Annotated in this window: 13 protein-coding genes; 9 read left to right on the top strand and 4 right to left on the bottom strand. The window is 74.3% G+C overall.

Annotation, left to right across the window (positions count from 1 at the left end):
* Positions 1-216: 216 nt before the first annotated feature.
* The 6 genes from OOK31_RS22125 (at position 217) to OOK31_RS22100 (ending at position 6213) form a co-directional block, all read left to right on the top strand.
* Positions 217-1521, top strand: a complete 1305-nt coding sequence (locus tag OOK31_RS22125) for a sensor histidine kinase (RefSeq protein ID WP_267089497.1) — start codon at positions 217-219, stop codon at positions 1519-1521.
* Positions 1518-2180: a response regulator transcription factor gene (locus OOK31_RS22120; protein WP_267089036.1), complete on the top strand. Its 663-nt coding sequence runs from the start codon at positions 1518-1520 to the stop codon at positions 2178-2180. Before OOK31_RS22125 ends, OOK31_RS22120 begins: the two co-directional genes overlap by 4 nt.
* Positions 2181-2242: 62 nt before the next feature.
* A complete protein-coding gene (locus OOK31_RS22115; protein WP_267089035.1) occupies positions 2243-3691 on the top strand; it encodes a penicillin-binding protein 2 in 1449 nt (482 codons plus the stop codon).
* Between the two features lie 64 nt (positions 3692-3755).
* Positions 3756-4250, top strand: coding sequence for a GNAT family N-acetyltransferase (locus OOK31_RS22110; RefSeq protein ID WP_267089034.1), 495 nt, complete (start codon positions 3756-3758; stop codon positions 4248-4250).
* A gap of 76 nt (positions 4251-4326) precedes the next feature.
* Positions 4327-5034: a DsbA family oxidoreductase gene (locus OOK31_RS22105; RefSeq protein WP_267089033.1), complete on the top strand. Its 708-nt coding sequence runs from the start codon at positions 4327-4329 to the stop codon at positions 5032-5034.
* A 120-nt stretch (positions 5035-5154) separates the two neighbouring features.
* Positions 5155-6213, top strand: coding sequence for an aminotransferase class V-fold PLP-dependent enzyme (locus tag OOK31_RS22100; protein ID WP_267089032.1), 1059 nt, complete (start codon positions 5155-5157; stop codon positions 6211-6213).
* 16 nt (positions 6214-6229) lie between these two features.
* Here the strand turns inward: OOK31_RS22100 and OOK31_RS22095 are convergent, their stop codons facing one another.
* Complete coding sequence (locus tag OOK31_RS22095; RefSeq protein ID WP_267089031.1) at positions 6230-7306, bottom strand: alanine--glyoxylate aminotransferase family protein; 1077 nt, start codon at positions 7304-7306, stop codon at positions 6230-6232.
* Between the two features lie 64 nt (positions 7307-7370).
* Between OOK31_RS22095 and OOK31_RS22090 the strand changes: the two genes are divergently transcribed.
* Together OOK31_RS22090 and OOK31_RS22085 are read left to right on the top strand one after the other, a co-directional pair.
* Positions 7371-8465 (top strand): amidohydrolase family protein, encoded by a 1095-nt coding sequence (locus OOK31_RS22090; protein ID WP_267089030.1) that lies wholly within the window; start codon positions 7371-7373, stop codon positions 8463-8465.
* Positions 8466-8757: 292 nt separating this feature from the next.
* Positions 8758-9663 (top strand): SCO1860 family LAETG-anchored protein, encoded by a 906-nt coding sequence (locus tag OOK31_RS22085; RefSeq protein ID WP_267089029.1) that lies wholly within the window; start codon positions 8758-8760, stop codon positions 9661-9663.
* Here OOK31_RS22085 and OOK31_RS22080 read toward each other — a convergent pair.
* The gene (locus OOK31_RS22080) at positions 9660-10877 is read right to left on the bottom strand and encodes a CapA family protein (RefSeq protein ID WP_267089028.1); all 1218 of its coding nucleotides are present in this window, start codon (positions 10875-10877) and stop codon (positions 9660-9662) included. The genes OOK31_RS22085 and OOK31_RS22080 overlap by 4 nt on opposite strands.
* A gap of 217 nt (positions 10878-11094) precedes the next feature.
* Complete coding sequence (cobC, locus tag OOK31_RS22075; protein WP_267089496.1) at positions 11095-12504, bottom strand: Rv2231c family pyridoxal phosphate-dependent protein CobC; 1410 nt, start codon at positions 12502-12504, stop codon at positions 11095-11097.
* Positions 12505-12617: 113 nt separating this feature from the next.
* Between cobC and OOK31_RS22070 the strand changes: the two genes are divergently transcribed.
* Positions 12618-13343: a ZIP family metal transporter gene (locus OOK31_RS22070; RefSeq protein ID WP_267089027.1), complete on the top strand. Its 726-nt coding sequence runs from the start codon at positions 12618-12620 to the stop codon at positions 13341-13343.
* 58 nt (positions 13344-13401) lie between these two features.
* Here the strand turns inward: OOK31_RS22070 and OOK31_RS22065 are convergent, their stop codons facing one another.
* Entirely contained in the window at positions 13402-14808 is a 1407-nt protein-coding gene (locus OOK31_RS22065; protein ID WP_267089026.1) for a cobyrinate a,c-diamide synthase, read from the bottom strand.
* Between the last annotated feature and the right edge of the window lie 5 nt (positions 14809-14813).

The following is a 14813-nucleotide window of genomic DNA, read 5'->3' as shown; positions in this document are numbered from 1 at the left end:
CCGGACGGGCCGGGCGGGCCGCGACCACTGGGCGACGGGCCCGGACAGCCGGAGGCCGGACGGGCCGATCGTGCCGGACGGACCGATCGTGCCGGACGGACCGATCGTGCCGGACGGACCGATCGTGCCGGACGGACCGGACGGACCGGACGGACCGGACGGACCGGACGGACCGGGCGGACCGGGCGGTCCGCGTGGCGCGGCTGGTTGTCGGTGGTGCGGGCCGGGGCCCGGTGGCTGCTGGGGGCGCGGGCCGGGCTGCGGTGGGTGCACCTGGTGCTCGGCGGGGCCCTGCTGATGCCGTACCTCCTCCTCACCCAGGTCGGGGTGGGCGTGGCGGCTGGCGGGAGCAACGCCCTGAACTCCTTCCCGCTGACCCTCATCGCCTACGCCGCCGCCCTGCCCCTGGCCGCCGTCACCGGGCTCGTGGGGCTGGTCCGGCCCCTGTCCGTGGCCGCCGTACGGGCCATGTGCGCGGTCCCCGGGGAACTGCTGGCCGACGGTCCGGCCCGCTCCTGGGCCGCCCGCTGGCGGGCCTCCGCCTGGTGGACCCTGCACCTGGGGGTCGGGGCGGTGATCAGCGGGATGAGCCTCGCGGGACCGCCCCTGGCGGTGGTGCTGCTCGCGGTGCCGTTCTCGGAGACCCTGCGCCGCTCCCCGTTCGGGCAGGGCTGGTTCGCTGCCCAGCCCACGGCCTACGCCGCCCCGCTGCTCGGGTTGGCACTGCTGGCCGGGATCGCGCTCTGCTCCGCGGGGGCGGGCGCGCTGCTGGCCCGGCTCGCTCCCGTCCTGCTCGGGCCGACCGCCGCCGACCGGCTGGCCGCCGCCGAGGAACGGGCCACCGACCTCGCGGTGCGCAACCGGCTGGCCCGGGAACTGCACGACGCCGTCGGGCACGCGCTGAGCGCCGTCACCCTCCAGGCGGGCGCCGCCCGACGGGTGCTCGACAGCGACCCGGAGTTCGTCCGGGAGGCGCTCGCCGCGATCGAGGACACCACCCGGCGCACGGTCGGCGAGCTGGACGCGGTGCTCGGCCTGCTGCGCGACGGGGACCCCGCCCGGGCCGACGCCGCACCCGCCCCCACCCTCGCCGCCGACCTCGACGGCCTGCTCGCCCGCACCCGGGCCGGCGGCACCACCGTCACCGCCCACCAGGACCCCGGCCCGGCCGCGGACTGGGCACAGCTCCCGGCGATCGCCTCCCGCGAGGCCTACCGCATCGTCCAGGAGGGACTGAGCAACGCCCTGCGCCACGGCGCCGGACCGATAACCCTGCGGATCCGGGTCCACGCACCCGGCGGACAGCGCGAACTGGAGATCACCATGACCAACCCGCCGGCCCGGACCGGGTCCGCCCACGAGGGCGGCCGGCCGCGCACCACCGGAGGCCGCGGACTGCGGGGCGCCGCCGAGCGGGCCGCCCTGCTCGGCGGCCGCGTCGATGCCGGACCGCACGAGGGCCGGTGGCGGCTGTGCGCGGTCCTGCCGCTGGGCACCGCCGCGGACGGGGCCGGGCGATGAGCCGGCCCCCGCTGCGCGTGGTCGTCGCCGACGACGAGCGGATGGTGCGCACCGCGCTGCGCGTCATCATCGACGCCGAACCGGACATGGAGGTCGTCGGTGAGGCGGCCTCCGGGGCCGAGGCCCTCCCGCTGGTGCGCTCCCTCGCCCCCGACGTGGTGCTGATGGACGTCCGGATGCCGGAGATCGACGGGATCCGCGCCACCGAGCAGATCCTCGCGACGATGGCGGAACCGCCCAAGATCGTGGTGGTCACCACCTTCGAGAACGACTCCTACGTCTACGACGCGCTGCGCGCGGGCGCCTCCGGTTTCCTCCTCAAGCGGGCCGGTCCCGACGAGCTGATCGGCGCGGTCCGCCTCGTCGCCCGCGGGGACTCGCTGCTCTTCCCGGCGGCCGTCCGCTCCCTGGCCGCCTCCCACGCCGCGGCCGCCCGGACCGCGGCGCCCGCCTGGGCGGCCCGGCTCACGGACCGGGAGGCCGACGTCCTGCGCCTGATGGCCGGCGGACTGTCCAACCACGAGATCAGCGAGCGCCTCGGGGTCGGCCCGCAGACCGTGAAGACGCATGTGGCGGGCGTCCTCGCCAAGACCGGTTCCCGCGACCGCACCCAGGCCGTCATCGCCGCGTACGAGGGAGGCTTCATGAAGAAAAGCTGAGAACCCGGCCACAATCGGGGCAGAGCGGAACGCCGGGGGCGGCTGGTGCGTCCTTCTGGGGGATGAACAAGACGATCAGGCGTGCGTCGGTCTTCTGTCTGCTTCTGGTGCTGGCCCTTTTGGTGCGGGTCACCTGGGTGCAGGCATATCAAGGCCAGGCCCTCGCAGACGACAAGAACAACCGGCGCAACCTCATCGGGCAGTACGAGAACCCGTTGGGGAACATCATCGTGGGCGGGGAGGCGATCACGGGTTCCACGAAGACGGGCGGCAAGGACTTCGGGTACAAGCGGACCTACGTCGACGGCCCGCTGTACGCGCCGATCACCGGATACAGCTCCCAGGCCTACGGCACGAGCATGCTGGAGGGTGTCTACAAGAACATCCTGAACGGCTCCGACACCCGCCTCAAGACGATGATGGACACCCTCACCAACAAGCGGGCCGACCCGGGCAACGTGCTGACCACCCTCGACAAGGGCGTGCAGAAGGCGGCGTACGACGCCCTCGACGGCAAGCAGGGCGCGGCCGTGGCCATCGACCCGGCGACCGGCGCGATCCTCGCGGTCGTCAACAACCCGTCCTACGACCCGGGCCGCATCGCCGGGGCCAACGACGGGGACGCCTGGAACGAGCTCTCCGCCGACCAGGGCAAGGCCATGGAGAACGTGGCCCTGCGCAAGCCGCAGGCGCCCGGCTCCACCTTCAAGCTGGTCACCCTCGCCTCGGCGATCGAGAACGGCCTGGTCACCAGCATCGACCAGCAGACCGGCATCCCCGCCCCGTACACGATCCCCGGCACCCGGACGAAGCTGCCCAGCGAGGCGGGCGACGAGGCCTGCAACAACGTCTCCGCCCGCACCGCCCTGAAGCTGTCCTGCAACAACGTGTTCGCGGAGCTCGCCTCCCGGCTCGGCCAGGACAAGATGCGGGCGACGGCGGAGAAGCTCGGCTTCAACACCCAGATCGACACCCCGGTCCGGACGAACCCGCCGAGCAAGTACCCGTCGAAGAAGATGTCCGTGGACCAGGTCGCGCAGACCGGTATCGGCCAGTTCGACGTCCAGGCCACGCCCCTCCAGATCGCCATGGTGACGGCCGCCATCGAGAACGGCGGCAAGCTCGTCGCCCCGCACATGGTCTCCGAGGTGACCGACGCGAACGGCAACGTGCTGGAGAGCTTCAAGAACCCGAAGTCCGAGCAGGTGATGAGCCCGAAGACGGCCTCGATGCTCCAGGACGCCATGCGTACGGTCGCCACCGAGGGTGGCGGCAAGCCCGCCCAGGTGGCGGGCGCCGAGGTCGGCGGCAAGACGGGCACCGCCCAGCGCGGCGTGAACAACAGCATCCCGCCGCTGGCCTGGTTCACCTCGTACGGAAAGTCCGGCGACAAGCAGATCGCCGTCGCGGTGATGGTCGAGAACTCGGACACCGACCGCTCCGAGATCGGCGGCGGCAAGCTCGCCGCGCCCATCGCCCAGAAGATGATGGCGGCCTGGCTGAAGAAGTAGCCACCGCACGCACGGGGGCGACGCGCCGGGAACCGAACAGGGTTTCCGGCGCGTTCCTCTTCCCATGATCAGAGCCGCGCTCCCCGCCGACGTCGACGCCATCGCCGCCCTGCACACCCGGGCCCGCGCCACCTACTACGCGGGCCGCTTCCCCGAGGAGACCTACGCGGGCGACCTGGCGGTGGCCCATACCCGCGAGGGCTGGTCCCGGGCGGTGGTCCGGGACCGGGCCGACGGCGGGGTGTTCTGCGCGGAGCGGGACGGGGAGGTCACCGGGGTCGCCGCCTTCCTCACCGCCGACGGCGAGACCACCCTCACCCAGCTGCACGTCGACCCCGGCCACTGGCGCCGGGGCACCGGCGCCGCCCTGCACGCCGCCTGCCTCGCGGCCTGGCGCCGGGCCGGGGTCGAGCGGGTCCGCCTGGAGGTCTACGAGCACAACCTCCGGGCCCAGGCCTTCTACGCCTCCCACGGCTGGCGCCCGGATCCGGCCGCCGCCCCCTCCGGCTCGCACCGCACGCTGTGGCTCCGGGTGGACGGGTCCCCGTCCGGGGAATGAGACGGGCCGACAGTTGGTTGAAGTCGAAACCGGTTGCCGCCGGAACCCGACCCCGAACCCGGAGAGAAGAAGGAACATGCGCGTCGAGATCTGGGCGGACATCGCCTGCCCCTGGTGCTACGTAGGCAAGGCCCGTTTCGCCAAGGGGCTGGCCGGGTTCGCGCACCGCGACGAGGTCGAGGTCGTATACCGCTCCTTCGAGCTCGACCCGCACAGCGCCAAGGGCGTCACCGCGCCCGTCCTCGACATGCTCGCCCAGAAGTACGGGCGCACCCTCGACGAGGCGCGCGACATGGAGGAGCACGTCGCGGGCAGCGCCCGCGCCGAGGGCCTGGACTACCGGGTCGACGGACGCGACCACGGCAACACCTTCGACATCCACCGCCTGCTGCACCTGGCCGCCGCCCGCGGCCGCCAGGAGGAGCTGCTCGACCGGGTCTACCGGGCCAACTTCGCGGAGGAGCGCTCCGTCTTCGACCCCGAGGTGCTGGTGGCGCTCGCCGTGGAGGCCGGACTGGAGGAGGCGGAGGCCCGTACGGTCCTCGCCGACGACTCCGCCTACGCCGACCAGGTCCGGGCCGACGAGCGCGAGGCGGCCGAACTGGGCGCGAACGCCGTGCCCTTCTTCGTCTTCGACCGCCGCTACGGCATCTCCGGCGGCCAGCCGGCCGAGGTGTTCGCCCAGGCGCTGGAGCAGGCGTGGGCCGGCCGCGAGCCCGCCCCGGAGCCCCCGGCCGCCGACGCCTGCACCCCCGACGGGGCCTGCGCCGTCCCGCAGGCCTGAGCCGACGCCCCGCGGGGCCGGGGACGGGTGGCCCCGGCCCACGGCCCATAAGACTTCCTTTGGGTTCACCAGGAAAAAATAGCAATGGACTAATGGGTGATCGTGGCGCAGAGTTGGCGCATGGATCTCACGCTCTCCGACGTGTCCCGTGCCGAGTTCGCGCACTCCACCACCTACCTCAACACCGCCAACTACGGGCTCCTGCCGCGCACCGCCCTCGCCGAGGTACACGCCCTGGCCGAAGCGGCCGGGGCCGGGGCGCCCGAGGGATCCGGTGACTTCGACCGCGTCGACCGCGTACGAGCCGCCTTCGCGCGGCTCGTCGGCGTCGCGACGGACCGGGTGGCCGTCGGCTCGACCGTGGCCACCCACGTCGGACTCGTCGCCGCAGCCCTCCCGGCCGGAGCCGAAGTGCTCGTCCCCGAGGGCGACTTCGCCTCCGTCATGAACCCCTTCGTGGTGCGGTCCGACCTCAAGGTCCGCTTCGCCCCGCTGGAGGGGATCGCCGAAGCCGTCGGCCCGGACACCGCACTCGTCGCGCTGAGCGCCGTACAGTCCGCGGACGGCCGGACCGCCGACCTCGCCGCCGTCCGCGCGGCGACGGACGAGCGCGGGGCCCGGATGCTCGTCGACGCCACCCAGGCGGCCGGCTGGCTGCCCTTCGACGCCACCCCCTACGACTACACGGTCACCGCCGGGTACAAGTGGCTGCTCGGGGCGCGCGGAGCCTCGTACCTGACGGTCTCCGAGGACGCCCAGGACACCCTCACCCCGCTGCACGCCGGCTGGGTCGCGGCGGCCTCGAAGTGGGACGCCACCTACGGCCCCATGCCCGAACTGGCCGCCGGAGCACGCCGGTTCGACGAATCCCCCGCCTTCCTCGCCTACCACGCCGCGGAGCCCGCGCTCGCACTGCTGGAGCGGATCGGCATCGAAGCCGTCCACGCCCACGACACCGCGCTGGCCGCCCGCTACCGCGCCGGGCTCGCCCGCCTCGGGCACGAGCCCGTACCCGGCGACGCCCCCATCGTGTCCGTCCCCGGGCTCCAGGACAGGCAGCCGCAGCTGCTCGACGCCGGGGTGGCCACCTCGGCCCGCGCGGGCGCCCTGCGGGCCTCGTTCCACCTGTACAACACCGAGGCGGACGTGGACCGGCTGCTCGACGTCCTCTCCGGCTGACCCCGCACGACAGGCCCTAGCTCCAGGCCGCCGACGCCGACGCCGCCGCGACCGCCGGCTCCGGGTCGGCGGTCAGGGCCGCCGCCAGTGCGCGCAACGCGTCCTCGACCGCCTCCGGCGAGGCCGCCGGGCCGTAGTGGTTGACCCGGACCATCTCCCGGGCCAGCGCCCCGCCGCCCGCGGCGAGCGGGGCCGAGGGCCGCGCCGACAGGGCCTTGGCCACCACCAGCGAGGCGTCCGCGACCCGCAGCGTCGTCGCCACCGGGGCCGCCTCGGCCGCGTCGGCCACCCACGGGGCGATCCCGAGCGCCGCCGCGCCCGCCCGGGTGGCCCGGGCGGCGGCCGCGTGCCGCTCCAGCACCTCCGCCAGGCCCTCTTCCCCGATCCGGTCCAGGCAGGCCTCCAGCGCCAGCATCTCCAGCTGCGCCGGGGCGTGCAGCAGCGTCTTGCGCCCGCCGTCGATCCAGCGCTCCTTCCAGTCCAGCAGGGAGAGGTAGGAGCGGCGAGGGGCCGCCGGGTTCTCCGCGAACCGGGCCCAGGCGCGCTCCGACACCGACACCGCCGACACCCCCGCCGGGCCGCCCATCGCCTTCTGGGCGCCGATCACGCACAGGTCCACGCCCCACTCGTCCGGCAGCAGCGGCTCCGCGCCCACCGAGGCCACCGCGTCCAGCATGAACAGCGCCCCGTGGGCCCGTACGGCCTCGCCGATCTCCGCGACCGGGTTCGTGTTGCCGGTGGCGGCCTCCGCGTGCACCAGCGAGACGAAGTCGATCTCCGGGCGTTCGGCCAGGGCCCGGGCCACCTGCTCGCCGGACACCGCCGTGTCGAAGGGCACCGCCAGGTCCACCACGTCCGCCCCGGCGTCGCGCAGCCAGTTGCCGAAGGTGGTCCCGTACGGACCGGTCACCACGTTCAGCGCGACCGAACCCGGCCGCGCCCCCGAGCGGATGCACCCCTCCAGCGGCAGCAGGGCCTCGCCCTGGGTGATCACCACGTCCTGCCGGGTGCCGAGGAGCCGCGCGACCCCCCGCTCGATCGACGCGAAACGCTCGGCGGTGAGCGGCGGAAGGTCCAGGAGGGGGTGGGTCACGGCGGGGCTCTCTTCGTCCGGGGTTACCCGGTGAGCGTACCCAGCACGCACGTACAGTGCCGACATGAGTGATCACAACGGTGTGCTCCATGTGAAGGGAAGAGTGCTCGTCGGGCCCCACGAGGCGCGCGACGAACTCTGGGTCGTCGGCGGCCGGATCTCCTACGAGCGGCCACCCGCCGCCCGCGAGGTCACCACGGTCACCGGCTGGGTCCTGCCGGGCCTCGTCGACGCCCACTGCCACGTCGGGCTGGACAGCCACGGCCCGGTGGACGCCCCGACCGCCGAACGGCAGGCCCTCACCGACCGGGACGCGGGCGCCCTCCTCATCCGCGACGCCGGATCCCCCTCCGACACCCGCTGGATCGACGACCGCGAGGACCTCCCGAAGATCATCCGGGCGGGCCGGCACATCGCCCGCACCCGGCGCTACATCCGCAACTACGCGCACGAGATCGAGCCCGACGAACTCGTCGCCTACGTCGGCCGCGAGGCGCGGCGCGGCGACGGCTGGGTGAAGCTGGTGGGGGACTGGATCGACCGGGACGCCGGCGACCTGACGGCCTGCTGGCCGCGCGCCGAGGTCGAGGCGGCCATCGCCGAGGCCCACCGGCTCGGCGCCCGGGTCACCGCGCACTGCTTCGCGGAGGACTCGCTGCGTGACCTCGTCGAGGCGGGCATTGACTGCGTGGAGCACGCCACCGGGCTGACCGAGGACACGATCCCGCTGTTCGCGGAGCGCGGGGTGGCGATCGTGCCGACCCTCGTGAACATCGCGACCTTCCCGAAGATGGCGGCGGGCGGCGAGGCGAAGTTCCCGCGCTGGTCGGCGCACATGCGGCGGCTGCACGAGCGCCGCTACGACACCGTCCGGGCGGCGTGGGACGCGGGCGTGCGGGTGTACGTCGGCACCGACGCGGGCGGATCCCTGCCGCACGGCCTGGTCGCCGCCGAGGTCATGGAGCTGGTCAAGGCCGGGATCCCGCCCCTGGACGCCCTCTCCGCGACGGCCTGGGCGGCCCGCGAATGGCTCGGCAGGCCAGGCCTGACGGAGGGGGCGCCCGCCGACCTCGTGGTCTACGGGGCCGATCCGCGTGCCGACGTACGGGTCCTGGCGCAGCCGGAACGGGTGGTCGTGAACGGCGTGGTCCGGGCATGACGCCACGGGAGGCGTGATGTTGACGGGGCGTGACATCGGCGCCCCGTCAGTCGTTGAAGACGCCGGCCCGGACGCCTGCGGGCCCCTCGTCCGGGGCGGGGGAGAACAGACGAGCCGCATGGGGCGCAATAAATCGAATACCTGCATGAAAACCACCCTTTGGGGTGAACTCACGTCAGGTTGCCGCCCGTTCACTCACAGTGCGTAAAGATTTCGAGCACCGAAGCCGTCGGCGCGCGATGTCCCCCATTGGCGGCGCGACGGCGCCCATCTCCCCGGGGGTTCCTCCATCTTGAACAGCAACACCTTCCGCATGCCCGCGGCCGTGCTCCTCGCCACGGGAGCGGTAGCCCTGCTCACCGCGCCCCCCGCCCTCGCCACGGGCGGCGGCGCGACGGGCGAGGGCAGCGCCGGAGCCGTCGTCCTGCGGACCGGACTGGACGTGGGCCTGCTCAACAAGGCCGTGCACATCCCCCTCAAGGCCACCCTCAACGAGGTCAGCGCCCCCGAATCGGCCGAGAAGACGGCCCTCACCGTGACCCTCGACGGCGCCGAACAGGGCAAGCCCGTCAGCGTGCTGAAGGCCGACGTCGCCACCTCCAAGGCCACCGCCGACAAGAACCGGGCCGAGGCCGAGGCCAACCTCGCCCACGCCAAGGTCCACGTACCCGGCCTGCCCCTGCTCTCCCTGATCGAGGTGGAGAAGGTCACCTCCAAGGCCGTCTGCGAGGCCGGCAAGAAGCCCGTCGCCACCTCCAACGTCCTCGGCACCGTCACGGCCCTCGGCAAGAAGGTCACCCTCACGGCCGGCGGCCCCACCCGGATCGAAGTCCCCGGCGTCGGCCTGGTCAGCCTGGAGCTGTCCGGTACGCAGACCACCTCCACCACGGCCGCCGCGGCCGCGCTCCGCCTGAAGGTGTCGGTGAACCCGCTGAACCTCAACGTGGCGCAGGTCGAAGGCGAGATCGTGCTCGCCGAGGCGCACTGCGAGGCCCCGAAGGCCGCCCCCGCGCCCACCCCGTCGGCCAAGCCCGACGTCAAGCCGCAGACCGCCACCGTGACCGGCACCGCCGCCACCCAGGCCGACCTCGCCGAGACCGGCGCCGCCTCGGTCACCCCGTACGTCGCCGGCGGCGCACTGCTCCTGCTCGGCATCGGCGCGGGCGCCCTCGTCGTCACCCGCCGGGCCAAGGACTAACGCGTCGCCCGCTCCAGACCCGAGGCCGCCGCGCCGCGCGACATCACGGCGGCGGTGACCTCCTTGTCGATGCGGGCGTACTCGGCCCGCTTCACCGCCGACAGGCCGGTGTCGCCCTCCGCGCAGGAGGCACAGACCACGCGGAAGGGCGGCCCCATGTCCGAGTACTGCGTGAGGTATTCGGCCTTCACCACCTCCCAGCGGCCCACGTGCGACGCCGAGGGGGCGAAGGTGAAACGGGGCACCGAGGACTGGTTGCCGCGCAGCTTGTCGGCCGGGACGAAGCTGGCCACCTGGTCACCCATGCCGAAGACCACCCAGGTGCCGTTGATCTTCTCGTAGGGCTGCGGCACGTGGTTGTGCGTACCGATGACCAGGTCGATGTCGGGGAGCCCGTCCGTCCCGCGCGAAGCGGTCAGCGCCCCGGCCAGATCGCGTTGCTGCTGGTCGGGGGCCGTCTGCCACTCCGTGCCCCAATGGACGCTGAGCACCACCACGTTCGCGCCGGCGGCGCGGGCCGCGCGGGCGTCGGCGATGATCCGCTCCTGGTCGATGAGGTTGACCGCCCATGGCTTGCCCTGGGGGAGCGGGATGCCGTTCGTGCCGTACGTGTACGCCAGCTGGGCCACCTTCGCGCCGCCCGCCGAAAGCAGCGCCGGGGCCTTGGCCTCCTCCGCGCCGCGGGCCGAACCGACGTGCCGGACACCGGCCCTGTCGAGGTGGTCGAGGGTGCGGACGAGGCCGTCCCAGCCGTCGTCCAGCGTGTGGTTCGAGGCGGTGGAACAGCTGTCGTACCCGGCGTCCTTGAGGGCGTCGGCCAGCTGGTGCGGGGCCTTGAAGGTGGGGTAGCCGGTGTAGGGGCCGCCCGGCTTTCCGTACGGTATCTCGTGGTGGCACACCGCCAGGTCGGCGGCGGCGACGAGGGGTTTGACCCCGGCGAGTATCTTCCGGAAGTCGTACTCCCCGGCCGTGCCGGCGTCCTGCGCGGACCGCTGGACGATCGAGGGGTACGGGATGATGTCCCCGGTCGCCACCAGCGTGAACGCCGCCCCGGCCGGCGCGGCCGCCGCGGGCGTGGTTCCGGGTTTCGCCCCGAGGCGCTGCTCGGGGGTGGCCGCCCCGGGGGCCACGAGCCGCGGCACGGCGTAGACGGCTGCGCCGCCGACCACTGCCAGGCCTGCCAGGCCGATGCCTATGCGCGCTGCCGTCCTCATGTGGCCGCCCCCTCCTCGCCGATGCCGCCATCGTAGGCGCGCCGCGCCCACCCGGCCCGGCGGCTGCGGCGTCCCGCTGCGCGGAGCCTGCCCCTCCCCACCCTTCCACCGTTCCCTGGGGCTCCGCCCCAGACCCCACGCCTCAAACGCCGGCGAGGCTGGAATTGGCGGCACCCCACCCCGTCCCCGACCCCGGCCCACCCCCCCGGAGCCCTGGTTACCGCGCGGCCAGCGCCAGGGCGTGGTCCAGGGCCTGCAGGAGGCGCCCCGTCGTGGTGCGGTCGCGGACCGCCAGGCGGAGCCAGGAGGGGTCCAGGCCCGGGAAGGTGTCGCCGCGGCGGACGGCGAAGCCGAGCGCGCGCAGACGGGTGCGGATCTCCGCCGCGCCCTCGACCCGGATCAGCACGAACGGCCCCTCCGCCACCCCCGCCACCGAGATCTCCTCGAACTCCGCGAGCCCCGCGAGCAGGTGCTCCCGGTCCACCGCGATCCGCCGCGCCGCGGCCTCCGCCTCGGCCAGCGCCTCCGGCGCCACGCACGCCTCCGCCGCCACCAGCGCCGGCGTCGACACCGGCCACAGCGGCTGCGCGGCCGCGAGCTTGGCGATCACTTCCGGTTCGGCCAGTACGTACCCGATCCGCAGCCCCGCCAGCCCCCACGTCTTGGTCAGGCTCCGCAGCACCACCAGCCCCGGCACGTCCAGGCGTCCCGCGAGGGCCTCCCGTTCACCGGGGACGGCGTCCATGAAGGCCTCGTCCACCACCAGGATCCGCCCGGGCCGGGCCAGCGCCGCGAGGGTGGCCGCCGGATGCAGGACGGAGGTCGGGTTGGTCGGATTGCCGACGACCACCAGGTCCGCGTCCTCGGGCACCGCCGCCGGGTCCAGCCGGAAGCCGTCCGCCGCCCGCAGCACCACCCGCTCCACCCGGTGCCCGGCGTCCCGCAGCGCCGCCTCCGGCTCGGTGAACTGCGGATGCACCACGACGGGCCGTACGGCCCCCAGGGCCCGCGCGATCAGTACGAACGCCTCCGCCGCCCCGGCCGTCAGCAGCACCCGCTCCACCGGCAGCCCGTGCCGCGCGGCCACCGCCGCGCGCGCGGCGCGGCCGTCCGGGTAGGCCGCGAGGTCCCCCAGGCACGCCGCGATCCGCTGCTTGAGCCACTCCGGCGGCGTGTCCGACCGTACGTTCACCGCGAGGTCCACCAGCGCCCCGGCCGCGTCCACGACCTCCGCGTCCCCGTGGTGGCGCAGGTCGTGCTCCTGCGCGGTGGCCACCGCGCACGTCGCCGCCACCGACCGGCGCTTCGGTACGAGCAGTTCCCCGCCGCCCGCGAGCGCCGCCGCCTCCGCCACCGAGGCGGTCCCGGCGGCGTCGTGCACGGTCGCCGAGGGGTGCGGTACCCGGATCCGGGCGAGTTCCTCGGCGGGATAGCCGATCAGCGGCACGCCGAAACGTTCCGCCGCCCCCGCGATCCCCGGCTCGCCGGTCTTCGCCTCCACCGTGGCCAGCGCCTTCAGCGCCCCGGTGGCCAGCCCGGCCCCCCGCAGCGTCTCCTCCACCAGCGCGCAGACCTCCGCGACGGAGACCCCCGCGCGTCCGCCCACCCCGACCACCAGCCGCGTCACGTACTCGCCCACCGGGATCCTCCCTCCGTCGGTCCGTCCTTCGTCAACACGGTGTCGTCCGCCACCCGGGCGCGGAAGTGCGCACGCGGCCGCCAGTCTGTATTCAGGGGCGCATGGCGGTGATCGTGGCTCTGTGCGCGTTCCTGATGACGCTGGCGGGCGGCTGGACGGCGCAACGCGTCACCGACCGCCGCCACCTGGTGCTCGGCCTGGCCGGCGGGCTGATGCTCGGCGTGGTGGGCCTGGACCTGCTCCCCGAGGCGATGCACGCGGCCGGCGGTGAGGTCTTCGGCGTCCCGCTCGCCCTGCTGCTCTTCGTGGGCGGCTTCCTCGTCGCCCACGTCGTGGAACGCGTCCTGGCCGTACGCCAGGCCGCGCACGGCGGCGAGAACGGCGCCCGCGCGCCGCAGGTCGGGCTCACCGCGGCCGCCGCGATGGTCGGTCACAGCCTCGCCGACGGGGTGGCGCTGGGCGCCGCCTTCCAGGTCGGAGGCGGGATGGGCGTGGCCGTGGCACTGGCCGTGATCACCCACGACTTCGCCGACGGGTTCAACACGTACACGCTCACCAGCCTGTACGGGAACGACCGTCGCAAAGCCCTCGGCATGCTCTTCGCGGACGCGGCGGCGCCGGTGGTGGGCGCCGCGTCCACCCTGCTGTTCACCCTTCCGGAGGAACCCCTCGGGGCGTACCTCGGCTTCTTCGGCGGTGTCCTGCTGTACCTGGCCGCCGCCGAGATCCTGCCCGAGGCGCACCACAAGCACCCCGCCCTGTCCACGCTGATGTGCACGGTGGGCGGGGTGGCCGGGATCTGGCTGGTGGTCGGCCTCGCGGACTGAGCGGACTGAGCGGACTGAGCGGACTGAGTGGACTGAGTGGACCGAGGTCACCGGCGCGTCACCGGGCCGCCTTCGCCGCTGCCGTGGCCGCCGCGGCCTCCGCGAACCGTCCGGCCACCGACGGCTGCGCCGCCCAGTGGGTGTGCAGGTAGCTGGCGTGCACACCCCCTTGTACGAAGCCTTCGACGCGGCGTTCGGGATGCGTGAACCCCCACGCCGGCGCGGCTCCGGCGCCGGGCTCGATCACCGTCCGGTGGAACTCGTGGCCCCGCAGACGGGTGCCCGTCACCGCGAGCGGGCTGTCCGACACCGCCACCGCCTCGCGGTAGCCGAGCGTGAGCCGCTCCGACATCCGGGCATCGGCGTCGAGGACCCCGCACATGGGCTTGCCGTCGAGGGAACGGGCCAGGTACAGGAGCCCGGCGCACTCGGCCGCGATCGGACCGCCGGCCGCGGCGAAGGCGGCGACGGCCTCGCGGAGCGGCTCGTTGGCCGACAGCTCGGGGGCGTACATCTCGGGGAACCCGCCGCCTATCACCAGGCCGGCGGTGCCGGGCGGGAGCGCCTCGTCCCGCAGCGGATCAAAGGTGACGACCTCCGCTCCGGCAGCGGTGAGCAGTTCCGCGTGCTCGGCGTACGAGAACGTGAAGGCTGCCCCGCCCGCGACGGCGATGACAGGTGCGGCGCCGCCGCCGGCGCTCCGCCCCGGACCCCGCGCCTCAAACGCCGGCGAGGCTGGATTCACCGGAGCCCAGGCCTCGCAGTCCAGCGGCGGGGCTGTCCTGGCCAGGGCCATCAGGGCGTCCAGGTCGCAGCCCGCCCGCACCTGCTCCGCGAGCGCCGCCACGGAGGCCAGCGCGTCGGCCCGCCGCTCCGCCACCGGGACCAGGCCCAGGTGCCGTGAGGGCGTCGCCACCTGAGGGGCCCGCCGCAGGACACCGAGGACCGGCATCCCGGCCTCTTCGAGGGCCTCGCGCAGCATCACCTCGTGCCGGTCGGAGCCCACCTTGTTGAGGATGACCCCGCCCAGGCGCACCTGCGGGTCGAAGGAGGCGAAGCCGTGCACGAGCGCGGCCACCGACCGGGACTGCGAGGAGGCGTCCACCACCAGCACCACCGGCGCCCGCAGCAGCTTCGCGACCTGCGCCGTCGAGGCCAGCTCGCCCCGCCCGGCGGCCCCGTCGTAGAGCCCCATCACACCTTCGACGACCGCGAGGTCGCAGCCGGCGGAGCCGTGCGCGAACAGCGGCGCGACCAGCTCCGGCCCGCACATGAAGGCGTCGAGGTTGCGCCCCGGCCGGCCCGTCGCGAGCGCGTGGTAGCCGGGGTCGATGTAGTCGGGCCCGGCCTTGTGCGGGGACACGGCGAGGCCGCGCTCGGCGAAGGCCGCCATCAGGCCCGTCGCCACGGTGGTCTTGCCGCTGCCGGAGGACGGCGCGGCGATCACCAGCCGGGGCACGTTCACGGACG

It is taken from the genome of Streptomyces sp. NBC_00249, from assembly GCF_026342355.1.
In the GTDB taxonomy this organism is placed as follows: domain Bacteria; phylum Actinomycetota; class Actinomycetes; order Streptomycetales; family Streptomycetaceae; genus Streptomyces.
This window is presented reverse-complemented; position numbering and strand designations above follow the sequence as displayed.

What these genes read in the sequence shown, in the direction of transcription:
- OOK31_RS22100 (WP_267089032.1), top strand. Translation starts at nt 5,155, where the DNA reads ATGGATCTCACGCTCTCCGACGTGTCCCGTGCCGAGTTCGCGCACTCC.
- OOK31_RS22070 (WP_267089027.1), top strand. Translation starts at nt 12,618, where the DNA reads ATGGCGGTGATCGTGGCTCTGTGCGCGTTCCTGATGACGCTGGCGGGC.
- OOK31_RS22105 (WP_267089033.1), top strand. Translation starts at nt 4,327, where the DNA reads ATGCGCGTCGAGATCTGGGCGGACATCGCCTGCCCCTGGTGCTACGTA.
- OOK31_RS22120 (WP_267089036.1), top strand. Translation starts at nt 1,518, where the DNA reads ATGAGCCGGCCCCCGCTGCGCGTGGTCGTCGCCGACGACGAGCGGATG.
- OOK31_RS22090 (WP_267089030.1), top strand. Translation starts at nt 7,371, where the DNA reads ATGAGTGATCACAACGGTGTGCTCCATGTGAAGGGAAGAGTGCTCGTC.
- OOK31_RS22115 (WP_267089035.1), top strand. Translation starts at nt 2,243, where the DNA reads ATGAACAAGACGATCAGGCGTGCGTCGGTCTTCTGTCTGCTTCTGGTG.
- OOK31_RS22080 (WP_267089028.1), bottom strand. Translation starts at nt 10,877, where the DNA reads ATGAGGACGGCAGCGCGCATAGGCATCGGCCTGGCAGGCCTGGCAGTG.
- OOK31_RS22110 (WP_267089034.1), top strand. Translation starts at nt 3,756, where the DNA reads ATGATCAGAGCCGCGCTCCCCGCCGACGTCGACGCCATCGCCGCCCTG.